The sequence below is a fragment of the Nocardia sp. CA-128927 genome (assembly GCF_050955855.1).
Lineage (GTDB): Bacteria > Actinomycetota > Actinomycetes > Mycobacteriales > Mycobacteriaceae > Nocardia.
The window spans coordinates 3,399,687-3,417,449 of record NZ_CP192087.1 but is presented as its reverse complement, the minus strand read 5'-3'; the positions used below and the strand labels follow the sequence as shown (position 1 = coordinate 3,417,449).

Sequence of the window (17,763 nt, the reverse complement as noted above, 5' to 3'; positions counted from 1 at the left end):
CGCACCCTATCTCGGGATCTGCATCCCTCTAGGGCCCTATTGCGAGTGCGGATCCCGAGACAAGGTGCGGATCCTGGGCAACAACGTCCGAAACTTGATCCGGCAACCCAGATCTCCGCTCACCCCGCACCGCCGGACCTCGCCTACCGATCCACAGAGCGCCCATACCTTTCACAGGGCGCCAACGGAACGCCCTGTGAAAGGTACGCACCCTCTGTGAATCCCCCTCCACACCACCAGGTTCCACCACACTGGAGCTCTCCGAACGCGGCCCGACGGGCCACAGCGGAAACCGCACACACCCCCTGTGTGAGCCGCACACCCCTTATACCGGGTGTGCGGCTGACACAAAGGGTGTGCACCCAACAGTTTCTCAGCGCTGGAACCAGAGATCCGCTGGAATCGACCTCTCGGAACGCCACCACAGCCAGATGACCACGCCGGAACCCCAACGTCGCGCACCTGACTGATAGAGAAGGCCGGGTACGGCACACGAACGCGCCCAGCACTACCAGAAAATCACCTGGGTAGGCACACCTAGCCGGACATCTTTGCGTCAACCACCCCGACCACCGCATGTTCCACGAAGCGCCCCGCCCACACTTCACCCGCTCGCATACTGACCTGACCGAGGAGGTGTGCCCGAGTGGCCTAAGGGAGCCAGCTTGAAGCTGGTGGGCTCTGCCCTCGCAGGTTCGAATCCTGCCGCCTTCGCCGAAAGTGCGCTGGACCTGACGTCCAGCGCACTGTGCTCAGACCGCCAGGCAGCCGGGTCCGAGTAGCGCTTTCAGGTCACCCATCAACGCCGACGACGGCGTAACCCGCAGGCTGTCATCGAGTTTCAGCAACGTCGTCTTCTCCCGCGCGCCCACGTGCCGGATGTGCACGTCGGCGGTGCCGGGGTGCCGGGACAGGATGCGCTTGAACTCGCCGATCTTGTCGGGGGTGCACATCCGGGTGGACATGACCACCGCGAGTGGCTTGGCGACACCGATGGACGACAGGTCGGGCACGGCAAGATCGTTGGCGATCAACGAGATCCGGTCGTCGCGCACCGATACGCGCGCCTTCACCAGCACCACCGCGTCCTCGACCACGTCGTGCCCGAACACCGAGTACGACTGCGGGAAGAACAGCACCTCGATGCCACCGGCGAGGTCTTCCAGCTGCGCCGACGCCCACGCGAGGCCGTTCTTGTTGATCCGCCGGTTCACCGAGGCGAGAATGCCGCCGACGGTCACCTGGGTGCCGTCCTTGATGTCACCTTCGAGGATCCCCGGAATCTGCGTATCCGATTGCGCCGCAAGGACATGCTCGACGCCGTTGAGCGGATGCCCGGACACGTACAGGCCGAGCATCTCGCGCTCGAGCGCCAGCTTGTGCTTGGACTCCCACTCGTCGTCGGGCACCTTCACGTTGAACACCGACGAAACCGACTCGTCCGCGTCCACCCCGCCGAACAGGTCGAACTGCCCGATCGCCTCAGCCTTCTTGGTGGACATCACCGCGTCGATGGCGTCGGAGTGGATCAGCAGCAGCCCCTTGCGCGGGTGCTCCAGCGAGTCGAATCCGCCCGCCTTGATGAGGGATTCGGTGACCTTCTTGGTGCAGGCGACCGCGTCGATCTTGTTCAGGTAATCGGAGAAGTCGGTGAACTTCGACTTCTCCTTGCGCGCGGCAATAATCGAGGACACCACGTTCGCGCCGACGTTGCGCACCGCGCCGAGCCCGAACCGGATGTCCTTGCCGACGGAGGCGAAGTTCAGCTCGGATTCGTTGACGTCCGGCGGCAGCACGGTGATGCCCAGGCGGCGGCAGTCCGACAGGTAGACCGCGGCCTTGTCCTTGTCGTCACCGACCGAGGTGAGCAGTCCGGCCATGTATTCGCCCGGATAGTTGGCCTTGAGGTAGGCGGTCCAGAACGAGACGAGACCGTAGCCGGCGGCGTGCGACTTGTTGAACGCGTAACCGGCGAACGGAAGGATGGTGTCCCACAGGGCTTTCACCGCGGCCTCGGAGAACCCGTTGGCGGTCATACCCGCGTGGAAGCCCTTGTACTCGGCTTCCAGCACCTCGAGCTTCTTCTTACCCATGGCCTTACGCAGCGCGTCGGCCTTACCCATGGAGTAGGAGGCGACCTTCTGCGCGATGAACATGATCTGCTCTTGGTAGACGATCAGGCCGTAGGTCTCCGAGAGGATGTCCTTGAGCGGTTCCTCGAGCTCCGGATGGATCGGCGAGATCGGCTGCCGGTTGTTCTTGCGGTCGGCGTAGTCGTTGTGCGCGTTCATGCCCATCGGGCCGGGCCGGTACAGCGCGAGCACCGCGACGATGTCGTTGAAGCCGGTCGGCTGCATGCGGCGCAGCAGGTCGCGCATGGGGCCACCGTCGAGCTGGAAGACGCCGAGAGTGTCACCGCGGGACAGCAATTCGTAGGTGGCCGGGTCGTCCAGCGGCAGCGTGTCCAGGTCGAGATCGACGCCGCGGTTGGCGCTGATGTTCTCCATCGCGTCACCGATGACGGTGAGGTTGCGCAGGCCGAGGAAGTCCATCTTCAGCAGGCCGATGGCCTCACACGACGGGTAGTCCCAGCCGGTGATGATGGCGCCGTCCTGGGCCCGCTTCCAGACCGGGATGGTGTCGGTGAGCGGCTCGGAGGACATGATCACCGCGCAGGCGTGCACGCCGGCGTTGCGGATCAGGCCTTCGAGGCCACGGGCGGTCTCGTAGATCTTCGCGACATCCGGGTTGTTGCCGATGAGTTCGCGGACCTCGGCGGCTTCCTTGTACCGCTCGTGGTCCGGGTCGGTGATACCCGCCACCGAGATGTCCTTGGCCATGATCGGCGGCGGCAGCGCCTTCGAGATCTGGTCGGCGATGGCGAAACCGGGCTGACCGAACAGGACGCGCGCCGAGTCCTTGATCGCCGCCTTCGTCTTGATGGTGCCGAAGGTGATCACCTGGGCGACCCGGTCGCTGCCCCACTTCTCGGTCGCGTAGCGGACCATTTCACCGCGGCGGCGATCGTCGAAGTCGATATCGATATCGGGCGCGGACGGGCGTTCCGGGTTCAGGAACCGCTCGAACAGCAGGCCGTGCGGGATCGGGTCGATGTTGGTGATGCCGAGCGCGTAGGCGACCAGCGAACCGGCCGCCGAACCACGGCCGGGGCCGACCCGGATGCCGACCTCTTTCGCGTGCGTGACGAGGTCACCGACGACGAGGAAGTAAGCGGGGAAACCCTTTTGCTTGATGACGTCGAGCTCGAAGTAGGCGCGGGTGTAGTAGTCCTCGGGCACGCCGTCCGGGAACCGGCGCGCGAGCCCGCGGTCGACCTCCTTGCGCAGGAACGAGTTCTGGTCGTCGCCCTCGGGCACCGGGAACACCGGCATCCGGTCCTTGAACGCCCACACGTCGTCGTAGGACTGCACGCGCTCGCCGATGGCCACGGTGTTGTCGCAGGCGCCAGGCACCTCCGCGTCCCACAGCGCGCGCATCTCCTCGGCGGACTTCAGGTAGTAGCCGTCACCGTCGAACTTGAATCGGGTGGGGTCACTGAGCGTCTTGCCGGTCTGAATGCACAGCAGCGCTTCGTGATTGGTCGACTGGTCCTTGGTAACGTAGTGGCAGTCGTTGGTCGCGATCGGCGGAATGCCGAGCTTCTGCCCGATGTCGATGAGACCCTCGCGGACCCGGCGTTCGATGGACAGCCCGTGGTCCATGATCTCCAGGAAGAAGTTGTCCTTCCCGAAGATCTCCTGCCACTTGGCCGCGGCCTCCAGCGCCTCGCGGTCGTGGCCCAGGCGCAATCGCGTCTGCACCTCGCCCGACGGGCAGCCGGTGGTGGCGATGATGCCCTCGGCGTACTGAGCGATGATCTCTTCGTCCATGCGCGCCCACTTGCCGAGCTGACCCTCCAGCGATGCCAGCGAGGACAGCTTGAACAGGTTGCGCAGACCGGTCGCGTTCTCGGCGACCATGGTCATGTGCGTGTAGGCGCCGGAGCCGGAGACGTCGTCGCCCTTCTGGCTCGGATCGCCCCACTGGATGCGCTTGGTGTCGAACCGGGAGGCGGGCGCGATGTAGGCCTCGATGCCGATGATCGGCTTGATGCCTGCCTTCTTGGCCGAGTTGTAGAACTCGGACGCGCCGTACATGTTGCCGTGGTCGGTCATCCCCACCGCGTTCATCCCCAGCCGATTCGCCTCCGCGAACAGAGGCGATATTTTGGCCGCACCGTCGAGCATGGAGTACTCGGTGTGGTTGTGCAGGTGAACGAACGATCCGGACGAGGCGGCCAAGACGGTCCTTCCTCCCAAGGTCTCGACGGGGGTTGGCCTAGCGATTCTAGGCACGTCGGTATGACATTTTTTCCGAGGCGCGCGGCGCGCATCGAGACGTCCCAGGAGGGCCCGGCGTGTCGGTGGCGAAGATCACCGGCGCGTCTGGCGAGTCGCCCTGGAGCTGTCTGATTTCCGCGAGTGACGTCTAGCGCGGACCGGTTGACCCTACTCTGGCGTACTCGAGCCACGCGCAGGAGTCGCCAACGACACACACGGTCAAGTTCGCTTCCGCCAGACGAATTTCAAACCGGACCAATCATTGTCGAGCGCGGCGACCTTCACGTCGACGACGCCGACCGGCAGTAGCAGCTCGCGCAGATCGTTCTCGGCGATGTCGCTGACGTGTCCGCCTGCCTTGCGCGGCCAGGCGATCCACAGCCCGCTGCCGCGCGGTAGATGTGCCGCCAGGTTCGGCGCTTCGTCGGCCAGGTCCGCATGCGTGCGATAGAAGGCGAGCATCACGTCGGGGGTTCCGGCGCTGACGATCTCGACATCGGCGGGGAGATCGGGAATCTGCCACCCCGGCGGCCGGTGTCGCAGCACAACCCGGTGACCTGGCTTGATGCCCAGCTTCTTGGCCAATGGCGTTCCGGAGTAACCGGCTGTCATAGCTCGACTGTAGGTCCGGGTGCCCCTGAAATCGAGGGCATCAAATCGGGGATATCAGCCGGCGGAAGGCGCATAGTCGAGGAGATCGAGTGTTTCCCAAACCTGCCGAGGTGTTGATGAATTCGCTCAGAGCACTCTTCGCTATTCCCGCCGTACCCGCCGTCGCCGTGGCCGCCATGGTCGCCACCTCAGCGCCCGCCGCCGCCCAGATCGTCGACCAGTTCGACAGTTTCTACTCGCTCACCGACGGCCTCTGCGTCGCCCAGGTCAGCTCCGCCGTGACGAGCAACGCCTATCCGGAGCACGCGGCGTTCAGCGTGGCGACCAACATGTTCGGCGTGGGCAGCTGCCACCTGTCGCTCACCCTGAACTGGCGCAATGTCGAAACCGGTGAGACCGGCGACTTCACGGTGACCGCGAACGGGCCCGGATACTGGGGCAACAGCGGCTACTCCGCCCTGTTCCACCCCGGCCTCGGCCGCTTCACCGCCACTATGACCGTCGGCGCGGCTCACATCCCTGAGCCCGGCTCGGTCGAATTCCGAGTCGACCCGTACCAGGGCGCGCCACCTGCCAGGCGGTAGTTCTGACTTGACGTACGTTGCGTGCTCTTTACGTGTGCCGCAGCATGCGTCAAGAGGGTGCAACGTACGTCAAGTCGGTTGGCGCGCCTGTAGGTGGCTCGCGGTGGACGCGATAATCGGCGCATGAACGCACTGCTGGTTTGCCGGTTTGCGGGGCTGCGATGACGACCACTGTTGTCGCGCTGCTCGTCTCGGCGGCGTTGATTGCCGGGGCACTGGTGATCTGGCCGCGGACTCGGCGGGTGGTGACCACGCCTGCCGAGCGGGCGGTGCACTCGGCGCTGCATACGGCGTCGTTGGCGGCGATTCCGTTGCGGCGCGGGCTTACCGCGCAGTCGGCGCAGGAGTCCGCTCCCCATCTGCGGGTGCTGACCGGGGCGGAGGCGCTCGGCGTGGCCGACCCGGACGGGACGCTGCTCGCGTGGGACGGGCCGCATGCCGAGCTCGCGGAGCACTTCACCGAGGCGGCCAAGCGGGCCGTCGCCGGGGAGCGGCCGGTGCTGGTTGCCGGGCCCGGTAGTGGTGAGCACGCGGGGCGCACGCTCATCGCGCAGCCGCTGTTGATCGACAGCACCGGGGTGGCGGGGGCGATCGGCGTGGTGACTACCGGTCAGCCGGGGCCGGGGTGGCTGGGGGCGGTGGCCGAGGTGGCCCGGTATGCCTGCGGGCAGCTCGAATTGGCCGAGCTGGATGCCTCGCGGGCCCGGCTCGACCGCGCCGAGGTGCGCGCGTTGCGTGCCCAGATCAGTCCGCACTTCATCTACAACGCGCTCAACACCATCGCCTCGTTCGTGCGCACCGACCCGGACCGGGCCCGCGAACTGATCCTCGAATTCGCCGACTTCACTCGCTACTCATTCCGCGCCGCGGGCGAATTCACCGTGCTGGCCGACGAATTGCGCAATATCGAGCGCTACCTCGCCCTCGAACGCGCCCGCTTCGGCGACGCACTCGACGTGCGCCTGCAGATCGCGCCGGAGGTCCTCGGCGTAGTGCTGCCCTTCCTCGCGCTGCAACCCCTGGTGGAAAACGCGGTCCGGCACGGTCTCGCGGGCGCCACCCGGGGCGGCACCGTGAGCATCACCGCCACCGACGCGGGCACCGACTGCCTGATCAGCGTCGAAGACGACGGCGTCGGCATGGACCCCGAACTGCTCCGCTCCGGCGCACTCGACGCCATCGAAACCGGCAGCGGCCCGGCCGGTTCCGGCGAATCGGCGCACGTCGGCCTCGCCAACGTCGACGACCGCCTGCGCGCCGCCTTCGGCAACGACTACGGCCTCATCGTCGAAACCGCCCCCGGCGCGGGCACCAAGGTCTCCCTCCGCGTCCCGAAGTTCCGCGCGGGCATCCAGGCGTGAGCGAACGACGGCAGTGAACCGCAGGAACATCGCGCCATTGCGCAAGACCAAGCTTTGGGTCGCGCACCCACGCCGGGGTGGCCTCGATCGCCGCAGCCAGTCGCGCGTCATCCGGTCGCGCACGCTCGAATGCGGCAGCACGTGCTCGGCACACGCCGCCGCCAGCGATGGAACCTCGCGCCCATTGCGCACGACCAAGCGTTGGCCAGTGAAGTGGAATCGTGAATGACTGAACCGTCGGCCAGCGCGCTGCTTTCCCGATGGAACCGCGAGGGGGTCGTGAGTGGCACATGGCTGCGGCAAACGCCGAGAGGACCTCTCCATCATGTGCCACTCGACGCGGTTAACCGGGGTGCGTCGGGGATCGGGGTCGGGAGTGGGGGTCGGGTGTTTACGATGGAGCGGTTGTGACGCGGACCACCGATAATGCGGCCGGGACCTTGCGGGTGCTGGCTGTCGACGATGAGAAGCCTGCTCTGGATGAGCTGGTGTATCTGTTGCGCGCGCAGCCGGGGGTCGGCGAGATCCATGATGCGGCCGACGCGACCACCGCGCTGCGGGTGTTGCGTGCGCATCCGGTCGACGCGGTGTTTCTGGATATCAACATGCCGGGACTGGACGGGATGGAGCTGGCGGGCATCCTGTCGGAGTTCGCGAACCCGCCCGCGGTGGTTTTCGTGACGGCGCACGATGATCGGGCGGTGGCGGCCTTCGATCTCGGCGCGGTCGACTACTTGCTGAAGCCGTTGCGTGAGGCGCGACTGGCTGAGGCGGTGCGCCGGATCGTCGCCACTCGCGCCACACCGGCTCCTATTGTCGATGAGCCACGGGCCGATCCGAGTGAGGTCATTCCCGTCGAGCTCGGTGGGGTGACCACGCTGGTGCCGCGGTCGAGTGTCAGCTGGGTGGAGGCGGACGGCGACTACGCACGACTGCATACCAGCGGCGGATCCCACCTGGTGCGGATTCCGTTGTCCGCGTTGGAGTCCCGGTGGCAGGACGCGGGATTCCTCCGTGTGCACCGTTCTTACCTGGTCGCGCTGCGGCTGGTGACCGGCCTGCGCACTGTCGGCACCGGAACGGTGGTGTGCCTGCGCGCCGACGGCAATACCGCGGCGGTGGAGCTGCCGGTCAGTCGGAGACAGGTGCGCGAGCTGAAACAGCGTCTGGTGCACGGACCGCGGCAACAGTGGACCGGCCAATGACCGGACCACAGCACCGTCCGGCCCGGCAACGCGTCGTGCTGTCCGAACGGCGTGGCGCGCGGCGAGTGCGCACACGAATGGAAGTAGCCGAGCAAACCGAGATCGGCGAAGCACTGATCGGTGGCCTGATCCGCGCCCAACTCGGTCTCGCGCTACGACTGGGCTTGGTCACCGTCGTCGTACTCTGCTCGCTGCCAGTCTTTTTCGGCATCGGCACGGTCGGTTCGACTGTCGTACTCGGCGTCCGACTACCCTGGCTGCTGCTCGGCGTCGCGGTGTATCCGCTCCTGTACCTCGTCGGGCGCTTGTACGTCCGCCTGGCCGAACGCAACGAGCAGGATTTCCTCGACCTGGCCGAGGATTGAGATGACCGCGGGGTCGGTGCCGTTGCTGACGGTGTTCGCGTTGCTGTTCGCCGCGCTGGCCACTGTCGCGATCGGTGCCTACGGAGTTCGCTTGGCACGCACTACATCTGACTTCCTCGTGGCCTCGCGCAGTGTCAGGTCCGGATGGAACGCTGCCGCGATATCCGGTGAATACCTTTCGGCTGCTTCCTTTCTCGGTGTTGCCGGGTTGATCGCGAAGTACGGTGCGGACGCGCTGTGGTATCCGGTGGGGTTCACAGCGGGATACCTTTCGCTGTTGCTTTTCGTCGCGGCGCCGCTACGACGATCGGGCGCCTACACGGTCCCCGACTTCGCCGAATTCCGTTTGGGCTCGGTGCGATTGCGCAGGCTGGCCGCGACGGTGGTGGTGCTTGTGTGTGCGGTGTATCTGATTCCGCAGTTCCAAGGGGCCGGGTTGACGTTGCACACGCTGCTCGGCGTGCCCGATTGGGTGGGTGCGGCGGCGGTGGGGGCCATCGTGATCGCGAATGTGGCGGGCGGTGGGATGCGGTCGATCACGCTGGTGCAGGCATTCCAGTACTGGCTGAAGTTGACGGCGGTGGCGATTCCGGCGCTGGTGCTGCTCGGGCATTTCCTGGCCGAGGACCAGCAACTCGGCGCGCCTGCTCCCCCGGTGGTCACCGAGCGCACGGTGGTGGATGTACGAACCGATGTGGTGGTGCAGGTCGCTGCGACACAACAGGTTTCGATCACCGGGAAGCTCGACGACCGCGAGGTGAACGGTCAGGTGCTGCTGCCGCCGGGCACGCACGAACTATCGGCAGGCACCGAGCTGGTACTGGAGGCAGGAGCCGCCGTGCCAGTGGTGGCCGGTGCGCCCGCGGACGGCGCGGGATGGCTGGAGCCCGGTGGCGGCTTCGGCGGCACACACCCTACGTACCAGGTGTATTCGCTGATCATCGCGACGTTCCTCGGCACCATGGGCCTGCCGCATGTACTGGTGCGCTTCTACACGAATCCGGACGGCCGAGCCGCGCGAGCGACCGCGGTGGCGGTGATCGGACTCGTCGGACTGTTCTACCTATTCCCTGTGCTGCTAGGAGCTTTCGCGCGTTTGTACGTGCCACAGCTGTTGATCACCGGAACCTCCGATGCCGCGGTAGTGCTGCTGCCCGGCTCGGTAGTCGGTGGACTGCCGGGGCAACTGCTGGCCGCGCTGGTGGCGGCGGGCGCGATCGCGGCATTCCTGTCCACGTCATCGGGACTGCTGGTGAGCATCGCGGGCGTGCTCAGTACCGACATGCTGCGCGGGCGAATTCGCGACTTCCGGGCGGCGGCCTTGGTGGCAGGCATTGTGCCGCTTACCCTTTCGCTTACAGTGGCCTCGCTGGACCTGTCGCGCACCGTCGGTCTCGCATTCGCGGTGGCCGCCTCGACCCTGTGCCCACTGCTCGTACTCGGCATCTGGTGGCGCGGACTCACCGCGGCGGGCGCGGCGGCAGGCCTCATCGCGGGCGGGCTGGCAGCGGGTGGCGCGACGGTCGTGTCGGTAACCGGCGGCCTGTCCGATGAAGTAGCAGCCGGGTGGCCCGCCGCACTGCTCAGCTATCCGGCGGCAATCAGCGTCCCACTGGCATTCGCGGCAATGGTGCTGGTCAGCAAGGTGACTCGAGGCCCGGGCGCCCGACGGGTCGGCCGCATCTTCGTCCGCATGCACGCCCCCGAACGCCTGGGCATGGGCGCCGACCGCGAACGCAGCCTGCGCTCGAACTGAGTCGCCGAACGAACCGCGACCGCTCGTCGTGTCACACCGACCGTTCACCGCACAATCGGCCGCCTTCCCGGAGTGACCCACGCCACATCATCGTTTCCTCATGCGCGTCTCGCTACGGTGCTGAGCAAGTAAGCCATGTCACAAGCTAGGACGACCATGACTAGTACAGAACTCGACGGCACCGCGCCGCGGCGCACGCCGAGTGCAGACGAATTCATCGATGTGCAGGCCAGCCCGGACTTTCAAGAGTTACGAACCCGACTGCGCCGCTTTGCGTTTCCGATGACCGCCCTGTTCCTGCTGTGGTACCTCAGCTATGTGCTGCTCGGCGCCTACGCGCACGACTTCATGGCGCACAAGGTCTTCGGCAACATCAACCTCGGATTGTTGCTCGGCCTCGGCCAGTTCGTCTCCACCTTCGCCATCACCGCGCTCTACGTCCGGTTCGCCAACCGGGAACTGGATCCGCGCGCGGCGGCCATCCGCAACCAGCTCGAGGGAGGCCACGCGTGAACCACGTCAGCACCTATGCCGCCGCCGCGACCGTCGGCAACCCGACGGCCAACATCGCAATCTTCGCGGTATTCGTGGCGATCACCATGGTCGTGGTCATCCGGGCCAGCCGCAACAACGCCACCGCCGCCGACTTCTTCACCGGCGGCCGCGGCTTCTCCGGCCCGCAGAACGGCATCGCCATCGCGGGCGACTACCTCTCTGCCGCAAGCTTTCTCGGTATCGCGGGTGCGATCGCGGTGTATGGCTACGACGGGTTCCTGTACTCCATCGGGTTCCTGGTCGCCTGGCTCGTCGCGCTGCTGCTGGTAGCCGAAATGCTCAGGAACACCGGCAAATTCACCATGGCCGACGTGCTGAGCTTCCGGCTCAAGCAAGGCCCGGTGCGCACCGCCGCGGCGTTGACCACCCTCGCGGTGTCGCTGTTCTACCTGCTCGCCCAGATGGCCGGCGCCGGTGGCCTGGTCGCGCTGCTGCTCGACATCTCCGACAAGACCGGGCAGTCCATCGTGATCGCCGTGGTCGGCGTGCTGATGATCGTGTATGTGCTGGTCGGCGGCATGAACGGCACCACGTGGGTGCAGATCATCAAGGCCGTGCTGCTGATCGCGGGCGCCGCGCTGATGACGGTCATGGTGTTCGCCAAGTTCGGTTTCAACCTGTCCGACATTCTCGGTTCGGCCCAGGAGCATGTGACCGGGTCGAAGACCAAGGGCGTGGCCGCCCGTGACGTGCTCGCGCCTGGTGCGCAGTACGGCGGCAGCGCCACCTCGAAAGTGAACTTCGTGTCCCTCGGTTTGGCGCTGGTGCTCGGCACCGCGGGTCTCCCGCACGTGCTGATGCGCTTCTACACCGTGCCGACCGCGAAGGAGGCGCGCCGATCAGTCGTGTGGGCGATCGGGCTGATCGGCGCGTTCTACCTGTTCACCCTGGTGCTCGGCTACGGTGCCGCCGCGATCGTCGGACCGGACCGGATTCTGGCCGCCGCGGGCGGACAGAATTCCGCGGCGCCACTGCTCGCCTTCGAGCTCGGCGGCGTGGTCCTGCTCGGCGTCATCTCCGCGGTCGCGTTCGCCACCATCCTCGCGGTGGTCGCCGGGCTCACCATCACCGCGGCGACCTCGTTCGCGCACGACATCTACGCCGGAGTCATCAAGCGCGGCAAGGTCGATGACGCCAAGCAGGTGCGGGTGTCCCGGATCACCGCGGTGGTGATCGGCGCGATCGCGATCGGCCTCGGCATCCTCGCCAACGGGCAGAACATTGCGTTCCTGGTCGCGCTGGCGTTCGCGGTGGCGGCGGCGGCGAACCTGCCGACGATCCTGTACTCGCTGTTCTGGAAGCGGTTCAACACCACCGGCGCGCTGTTCAGCATGTACGGCGGGTTGATCTCGACCATCGTGCTGATCGTGTTCTCCCCCGCCGTGTCGGGCACCGCGACCTCGATGCTGCCGGGTTCGGATTTCGACTGGTTCCCGCTGTCCAACCCCGGAATCGTGTCCATTCCACTGGCTTTCGTGCTCGGCATCGTCGGGACGTTCCTCGGCAAGGCCGACGAGAACCCGGCCAAGGCCGCCGAGATGGAGGTCCGTTCGCTGACCGGTGTCGGCGCCGAGAAGGCGGTGGTGCACTGATCTCTGCCCGTAAGTCGTTGTCCCCCTTGTTCTCTTGTTAGGAGATATCGCGTGACCAGCGCAACCACCGATCCCCGCGACCACACCGCACCGGTGTCCTACCCGCCCGGCGAGGCCTTCGCCGCGACGGCGAATGCCGATGCGGGACTGTCCGACCTGGCGGCGGCGGATCGACTGGAGTTCTGGGCCGAACAGGCGCGCAGGCTGTACTGGGAACAGCCCTGGTCGCAGGTTCTGGACTGGAGTGGCGCGCCGGTCGCGCAGTGGTTCGTCGGCGGCAAGCTCAACGTCGCTTACAACTGCGTCGACCGGCACGTGCTGGACGGGCACGGTGACCAGATCGCCATCCACTGGGAGGGCGAGCCCGGCGACTCACGCGATATCACCTATGGCGAACTTCGTGACGAAGTGTCAAGGGCGGCAAACTATCTGACCGAGCTGGGGTTGCGGGCGGGTGATCGGGTCGCCATCTACATGCCGATGGTGCCCGAGGCCATCGTGTCGATGCTCGCCTGCGCCCGGCTCGGGCTCACCCACTCGGTGGTGTTCGCGGGCTTCTCCCCGACCGCGCTCCGCCAGCGGGTGGACGACGCGGGGGCACGGCTGGTGATCACCACCGACGGGCAGTGGCGGCGCGGGACGGCGGCGCCACTCAAGGCGGCCGTCGACGAGGCGCTGGGCGGCGTGCATCCGACCGTCGAGCACGTGCTCGTGGTGCGCCGCACCAACATCGACGTGCCGTGGACCGAGGGCCGCGATCTGTGGTGGCACGACACGGTCACCGATGCGTCGCCCGAGCACGAGGCGCAGGCGTTCGATGCCGAGCATCCGCTGTTCATCCTCTACACCTCCGGCACCACTGGGAAGCCCAAGGGCATCCTGCACACCTCCGGCGGATACCTGACGCAGGCCGCCTATACGCACCACAACGTCTTCGATCACAAAGCGGGACAGGACGTTTACTGGTGCACCGCCGATATCGGCTGGGTCACCGGGCACAGTTACATCGTCTACGGGCCGCTCGCCAATCGGGCCACCCAGGTGGTCTACGAGGGCACGCCCAACTCGCCGGACGAGCACCGGCATTTCCAGATCATCGAGAAGTACGGCGTCAGCGTCTATTACACGGCGCCGACGCTGGTGCGCACCTTCATGAAGTGGGGCCGTGAGATCCCCGACGCCCACGATCTGTCCTCGCTGCGGCTGCTCGGTTCGGTGGGCGAGCCGATCAATCCGGAGGCGTGGCGCTGGTACCGAGAAGTCATCGGCGGCAACCGCACTCCGATCGTGGACACCTGGTGGCAGACCGAGACCGGCGCGATCATGATCTCGCCGTTGCCCGGTGTCACCGCGACCAAGCCCGGCGCGGCGATGGCGGCGCTGCCGGGCATCTCGGCGAAGGTGGTCGACGACGACGGTGCCGAACTCGACCACGGCGCGGCCGGATTGCTGGTGCTGGATCAGCCGTGGCCGTCGATGCTGCGCGGGATCTGGGGTGACCCGCAGCGCTTCCGGGAGACCTACTGGGACCGATTCGCCGCCTCCGGTTGGTATTTCGCCGGTGACGGCGCCAAGCTCGACGACGATGGTGACCTCTGGGTGCTGGGTCGGGTGGACGACGTGATGAACGTGTCCGGCCACCGAATCTCCACGGCCGAAGTCGAATCCGCGCTCGTCGGGCATGTCGCGGTCGCCGAGGCCGCGGTCGTTGGCGCAAGCGACGACACCACCGGACAAGCCATCGTCGCCTTCGTCATCCTCACCGCAGGCGCGACCAACACAGGTGATCTGCTCATCAAGGAACTGAAATCGGCGGTGTCGCACGAGATCAGCCCCATTGCCCGTCCACGTGAAATCCATCTCGTCCCGGAGCTGCCGAAGACGCGCAGCGGCAAGATCATGCGCCGCCTGCTCCGGGACATCGCCGAAGGGCGCGAGCTGGGCGATACCTCTACCTTGGTCGATCCCAAGGTGTTCGAGGCCATCGCCCGCGGGTAGCCCCCGCCCCGCGACGGACCCGGCCACCCGTAATGGCGATGAGGGGACGGGTCCGTCGCCCAGGGAATCGAGGGCGTGTGCGGAGATCCGCGCGCGGATAAACTTGTGGTGTGCGAGTCATCGTGCTTCGCCTCTTCGCCGTCCTCGGCTCCTTCCTGCTGATCGCCGCCTGCCTACTGTCCGGCGCGCCGGGGGCGCAAGCCCAGATCGACAAGCGCTGCTTCACAAATGGCGCGGGCACCCGCTGCTACTACCTGCATGTGCCGCCCGGCGCGGCCGCGGGTAAACCGCTGATGGTGTACCTGCACGGCTGTGACGATCCGATCGCGCACCCGCAGCCCAGCGGCTTCTCGCTCACTCGTGTCGCCGACGAGATGGGTTTCGTGCTCGCCTATCCCATACAGGATCGGGCGGCGGACAAGAATCTGTGCTGGAACTGGGACAAGGCCGCGCATCAGCAACGCGGTCAGGGCGAGCCGTCCATCATCGCGGGCATCACCACCGCGCTGATCGACGAGTTCCAGCTCGGTCGCTCCCGCGTCTACCTGGGCGGATACTCCGCGGGCGGCGCGATGACCACCAATCTCGGCGCCACCTACCCCGACCTGTACGCGGCGATCGCCCCGATGGCGGGCGCACCGTATCGCACCAAACCCGAGGGCCAGGTGATCATCGACGCGATGGGCCCACGGGCCCGCCCGATGCCGACCTACTTCCTGCAGACCCTCTTCGACGAGATCAGCAACATCGTCATCGGCCGAAGCAATCTGGCCCAGTGGCTCGCGGCCGACAATCTCGCCGACCCGGGTTCGGTGCCCACACTGCCCACCGACGTGCAGATTCTCGCTCTCGGCCCGGGCCTACCGATCCCACTCACCGTCGAGCACTACGCCAGTCCCCGAGGATGCGAACTCGCACAGTTCACCCTCCCTGTGCTCGCCGAGCACGCAATCGGCGCGGGCCTCCTGCAACAGGATCACGGCATCGAAATCCAACGAAACCTGATGCGCTTCCTCCTCGCACATCACCTCCCCACACCACACCAAACCTGCTGAATCCCACAGTCCCCCAACCCCACCCTGACCGATCCCGATGTTTCCGAAGCGATCGCCAGGGGGTAACCCCACAGCGGCAGACCCGGCTACCACGGTGTTGAGGGGGGCCGGGTCTGCCGCCACCCTGCTGCGTCAGAGCTTGATGATCCGTAGGTCCGGCATCGCGTCGTAGTCGCCGTCCTGCGTCACGATCGGGATGTTGTGAGCGATGGCCGTCGCCGCGATCCAGCTGTCGTTGATCGGTATCTTGCGTCCGGCCGACCGCAAACGCGAGACGAGCAGCGCCCAATGTTCGGCGACCTCCTCGTCTACCTCCAACGGCTGGAATCGTTGTGCGAGTTGGTATGTCGACAGTCGTCGCGCCGCCGATTCCGGATCGGTCGCATGGAGCACGCCGAGGCGCAGTTCGCCCAGCGTGATCACCGAGACGCCCCACTCGTAACCTTCGATCTGTGCCGGATCGAAGCGCCCCGCATCCAGCCCGATGAATACCGAGGTATCAGCCAGCGCCTGCTCAGCGTTCACCACGGCAGCTCATCCGTCGTCTGACTCAAGGTCTCTCGCAACTCTTCGCGCAAACCGGTGGTATCTGGTCCCAGCCGGGTCAGTTCCTTGACTATCTCCGACGCGGGAATCCACTGCCGCCGCCGAGGTAGCGGGATGATCTTCGCGACCGGACGGTTGTCCTTCAGGATTTCGATCTCTTCACCGGCTTCGACGCGTCGCAAGATCTCTGCGGTGTGATTGCGCAGATCACGTGCGGGCAGTGCTGTCATGCTACGACTGTAGCGCTTCGCTACGGGCGTAGCAATGGCTCGTTAGGGCACGAAGGGGGTGGTGGTGCGGGCCTCTCTTAGGGCCGTTGCCCACCACAGGAGTTGGTCGAGTAGGACGGTGGCGGTGGCTTCCAGGTCGGGGTCGGGGCGGGGCCAGGTGCCGTTGGCGGCGAAGCGTTGCCAGGCTTTGGTGATGGTCAGGGTGCGGCGGATGGGGACGGCGTTGAGTTCGGCGAATACCTGGCGTAGGTGGGCGGCGGCGTGGCCGCCTTCGGTGTCGCTGCCGTAGCCGATGACGGTGACGGGTTTGGCGGCCCATTCGGTGTCGAACCAGTCGATGGCGTTCTTCAGGGCTGCGGGGAAGCTGCGGTTGTATTCGGGGGTGACGACGACGAAGGCGTCGGCGGCGGCGAGGCGGGTGCCGAGTTCTTGCACGGTGGGCGGGGTTGGTTCGTCGTGGCCGGTGAGTTGGTCGGGGAGGTTCGCGGTGGCGAGGTCGATGCGGTCCAGGTCTAGATCGCGGCGGCGCAGGCGCGTGGCGAACCAGTCGGCGACGGTCGGGCCGAATCGTCCGGTGCGGGTGCTGCCGATGATCAGCGCCACCCGCAACCGGTCGTGGTCGGTCATCGGGCGTCCTTGGCGGGGGCGTCGAGGAAGGCCGGGATGATCGGCAGAAGCAGTTCGGGGCGGTGCACCAGGGTGATGTGCGAGGTGCCGGGCAGGATGGCCAGCTGTGCGTTCGGCAGACCTGCGGGGGTGTCGCCCATGACGCCGCCGCCGAACAGGCGGAACATCTCGACCGCGTGCTCGGGTCGGATGATGTCGGAATCGCCGATCACCGTGACGGTGGGTGCTTTGATCTGGCGCACCGCGTCGGACGGGAACACGGGGCTGGCGTTCTGATCGTGTTCGGTCACCTTGGCGACCAAACGCGGAAAGTCCTCGGGGCGAGGGGCGTTCGTCAGGTAGTCGTTGTGGAACGGTGAGCCGTGCAGCTGTTCGGGTTTCAGTTCGGCGAGGCCGTCGAGCAGACCTGGGTGCATCGCGCCGGCGTCGAGACCGCCCGCGGCCAGGATCTGCTTGCGCACCAGTTCCGGGTGGGTGAGCGAAATCTGCAGGGCGACACCGGCACCCATGCTGTAGCCGAGGATGTCGGCGCGCTGCACGCCGAGTTGGTGCAGCAGTGCCACGGTGTCCTCGGCCATCTGCGGGGTGCGCAGTGGGCGGTCGATGTCGGCGGTGCGGCCGTGCGCCTGCTGTTCGACGGCGATGATCTGGCGGGTCTTGGACAGTTCCGGGATGAGCTGACCGAAGTCGGTGCCGATGCCGGACAGGGCGCCGTGCAGCAGGACCAGCGGCGGCTGATCGGTCGGGGTGCCGTGCACCTCGTAGTACATGTGCAGGCCGTTCACGTCGGCGTAGGCGCCGGGCTGCTTTGCCTCGTCGGTGGATCCGCAGCCAGTCAGCAGGGCGGTCGCGGCGAGGGCGGCAGCGGTAAGGACGGTGGTGAGTTTCATGTCGGGCTCTTTCGGTGGGTTGGTTCCGCGTTGTCACCAACTCTCGC

At 66.5% G+C, this 17,763-nt stretch carries 15 protein-coding genes and 1 tRNA gene; 10 read left to right on the top strand and 6 right to left on the bottom strand.

The genetic code is table 11. The features are described 5' to 3' along the window. The first annotated feature begins 632 nt into the window (after positions 1–632). A tRNA-Ser gene (locus ACQPW1_RS16135) sits at positions 633–714 on the top strand. Between the two features lie 38 nt (positions 715–752). On the opposite strand, the gene dnaE is transcribed toward ACQPW1_RS16135, so the two are convergent. Continuing rightward, positions 753–4,301 (bottom strand): DNA polymerase III subunit alpha, encoded by a 3,549-nt coding sequence (gene dnaE, locus ACQPW1_RS16130; RefSeq protein WP_433663511.1) that lies wholly within the window; start codon positions 4,299–4,301, stop codon positions 753–755. A 258-nt stretch (positions 4,302–4,559) separates the two neighbouring features. After that, positions 4,560–4,952: a DUF3052 domain-containing protein gene (locus tag ACQPW1_RS16125; protein ID WP_433663510.1), complete on the bottom strand. Its 393-nt coding sequence runs from the start codon at positions 4,950–4,952 to the stop codon at positions 4,560–4,562. Positions 4,953–5,041: 89 nt separating this feature from the next. Between ACQPW1_RS16125 and ACQPW1_RS16120 the strand changes: the two genes are divergently transcribed. From ACQPW1_RS16120 to ACQPW1_RS16080, 9 genes are all read left to right on the top strand, one after another. Next, positions 5,042–5,536 (top strand): hypothetical protein, encoded by a 495-nt coding sequence (locus tag ACQPW1_RS16120; RefSeq protein WP_433663509.1) that lies wholly within the window; start codon positions 5,042–5,044, stop codon positions 5,534–5,536. A 161-nt stretch (positions 5,537–5,697) separates the two neighbouring features. Further along, positions 5,698–6,897: a sensor histidine kinase gene (locus ACQPW1_RS16115; protein WP_433663508.1), complete on the top strand. Its 1,200-nt coding sequence runs from the start codon at positions 5,698–5,700 to the stop codon at positions 6,895–6,897. Positions 6,898–7,304: 407 nt separating this feature from the next. Continuing rightward, a complete protein-coding gene (locus ACQPW1_RS16110) occupies positions 7,305–8,102 on the top strand; it encodes a LytR/AlgR family response regulator transcription factor (RefSeq protein ID WP_433663507.1) in 798 nt (265 codons plus the stop codon). Beyond that, positions 8,099–8,467, top strand: coding sequence for a hypothetical protein (locus ACQPW1_RS16105; RefSeq protein WP_433663506.1), 369 nt, complete (start codon positions 8,099–8,101; stop codon positions 8,465–8,467). The genes ACQPW1_RS16110 and ACQPW1_RS16105 overlap by 4 nt, the downstream gene beginning before the upstream one ends. Position 8,468: 1 nt before the next feature. Then, positions 8,469–10,223, top strand: coding sequence for a cation acetate symporter (locus ACQPW1_RS16100; protein ID WP_433663505.1), 1,755 nt, complete (start codon positions 8,469–8,471; stop codon positions 10,221–10,223). Positions 10,224–10,379: 156 nt separating this feature from the next. Continuing rightward, entirely contained in the window at positions 10,380–10,736 is a 357-nt protein-coding gene (locus ACQPW1_RS16095; protein ID WP_433663504.1) for a DUF485 domain-containing protein, read from the top strand. Then, entirely contained in the window at positions 10,733–12,370 is a 1,638-nt protein-coding gene (locus tag ACQPW1_RS16090; protein WP_433663503.1) for a solute symporter family protein, read from the top strand. The genes ACQPW1_RS16095 and ACQPW1_RS16090 overlap by 4 nt, the downstream gene beginning before the upstream one ends. A gap of 51 nt (positions 12,371–12,421) precedes the next feature. Then, positions 12,422–14,368, top strand: a complete 1,947-nt coding sequence (gene acs / locus ACQPW1_RS16085; RefSeq protein ID WP_433663502.1) for an acetate--CoA ligase — start codon at positions 12,422–12,424, stop codon at positions 14,366–14,368. A gap of 110 nt (positions 14,369–14,478) precedes the next feature. Continuing rightward, positions 14,479–15,423: an extracellular catalytic domain type 1 short-chain-length polyhydroxyalkanoate depolymerase gene (locus ACQPW1_RS16080; protein WP_433663501.1), complete on the top strand. Its 945-nt coding sequence runs from the start codon at positions 14,479–14,481 to the stop codon at positions 15,421–15,423. Positions 15,424–15,555: 132 nt separating this feature from the next. Here the strand turns inward: ACQPW1_RS16080 and ACQPW1_RS16075 are convergent, their stop codons facing one another. The 4 genes from ACQPW1_RS16075 to ACQPW1_RS16060 are packed head-to-tail and all read right to left on the bottom strand — an operon-like array spanning position 15,556 to position 17,716. Then, positions 15,556–15,948: a type II toxin-antitoxin system VapC family toxin gene (locus ACQPW1_RS16075; protein WP_433663500.1), complete on the bottom strand. Its 393-nt coding sequence runs from the start codon at positions 15,946–15,948 to the stop codon at positions 15,556–15,558. Continuing rightward, positions 15,945–16,199 carry a type II toxin-antitoxin system Phd/YefM family antitoxin gene (locus ACQPW1_RS16070; protein WP_433663499.1) on the bottom strand — a complete coding sequence of 85 codons (255 nt, stop codon included), beginning with the start codon at positions 16,197–16,199 and terminating at the stop codon, positions 15,945–15,947. Before ACQPW1_RS16070 ends, ACQPW1_RS16075 begins: the two co-directional genes overlap by 4 nt. A gap of 42 nt (positions 16,200–16,241) precedes the next feature. Beyond that, positions 16,242–16,826: an NADPH-dependent FMN reductase gene (locus ACQPW1_RS16065; RefSeq protein WP_433663498.1), complete on the bottom strand. Its 585-nt coding sequence runs from the start codon at positions 16,824–16,826 to the stop codon at positions 16,242–16,244. Beyond that, positions 16,823–17,716 carry an alpha/beta fold hydrolase gene (locus tag ACQPW1_RS16060; protein WP_433663497.1) on the bottom strand — a complete coding sequence of 298 codons (894 nt, stop codon included), beginning with the start codon at positions 17,714–17,716 and terminating at the stop codon, positions 16,823–16,825. The genes ACQPW1_RS16065 and ACQPW1_RS16060 overlap by 4 nt, the downstream gene beginning before the upstream one ends. Between the last annotated feature and the right edge of the window lie 47 nt (positions 17,717–17,763).

What these genes read in the sequence shown, in the direction of transcription:
- ACQPW1_RS16105 (WP_433663506.1), top strand. Translation starts at nt 8,099, where the DNA reads ATGACCGGACCACAGCACCGTCCGGCCCGGCAACGCGTCGTGCTGTCC.
- ACQPW1_RS16065 (WP_433663498.1), bottom strand. Translation starts at nt 16,826, where the DNA reads ATGACCGACCACGACCGGTTGCGGGTGGCGCTGATCATCGGCAGCACC.
- ACQPW1_RS16100 (WP_433663505.1), top strand. Translation starts at nt 8,469, where the DNA reads ATGACCGCGGGGTCGGTGCCGTTGCTGACGGTGTTCGCGTTGCTGTTC.
- ACQPW1_RS16070 (WP_433663499.1), bottom strand. Translation starts at nt 16,199, where the DNA reads ATGACAGCACTGCCCGCACGTGATCTGCGCAATCACACCGCAGAGATC.
- ACQPW1_RS16115 (WP_433663508.1), top strand. Translation starts at nt 5,698, where the DNA reads ATGACGACCACTGTTGTCGCGCTGCTCGTCTCGGCGGCGTTGATTGCC.
- ACQPW1_RS16125 (WP_433663510.1), bottom strand. Translation starts at nt 4,952, where the DNA reads ATGACAGCCGGTTACTCCGGAACGCCATTGGCCAAGAAGCTGGGCATC.
- ACQPW1_RS16060 (WP_433663497.1), bottom strand. Translation starts at nt 17,716, where the DNA reads ATGAAACTCACCACCGTCCTTACCGCTGCCGCCCTCGCCGCGACCGCC.
- ACQPW1_RS16095 (WP_433663504.1), top strand. Translation starts at nt 10,380, where the DNA reads ATGACTAGTACAGAACTCGACGGCACCGCGCCGCGGCGCACGCCGAGT.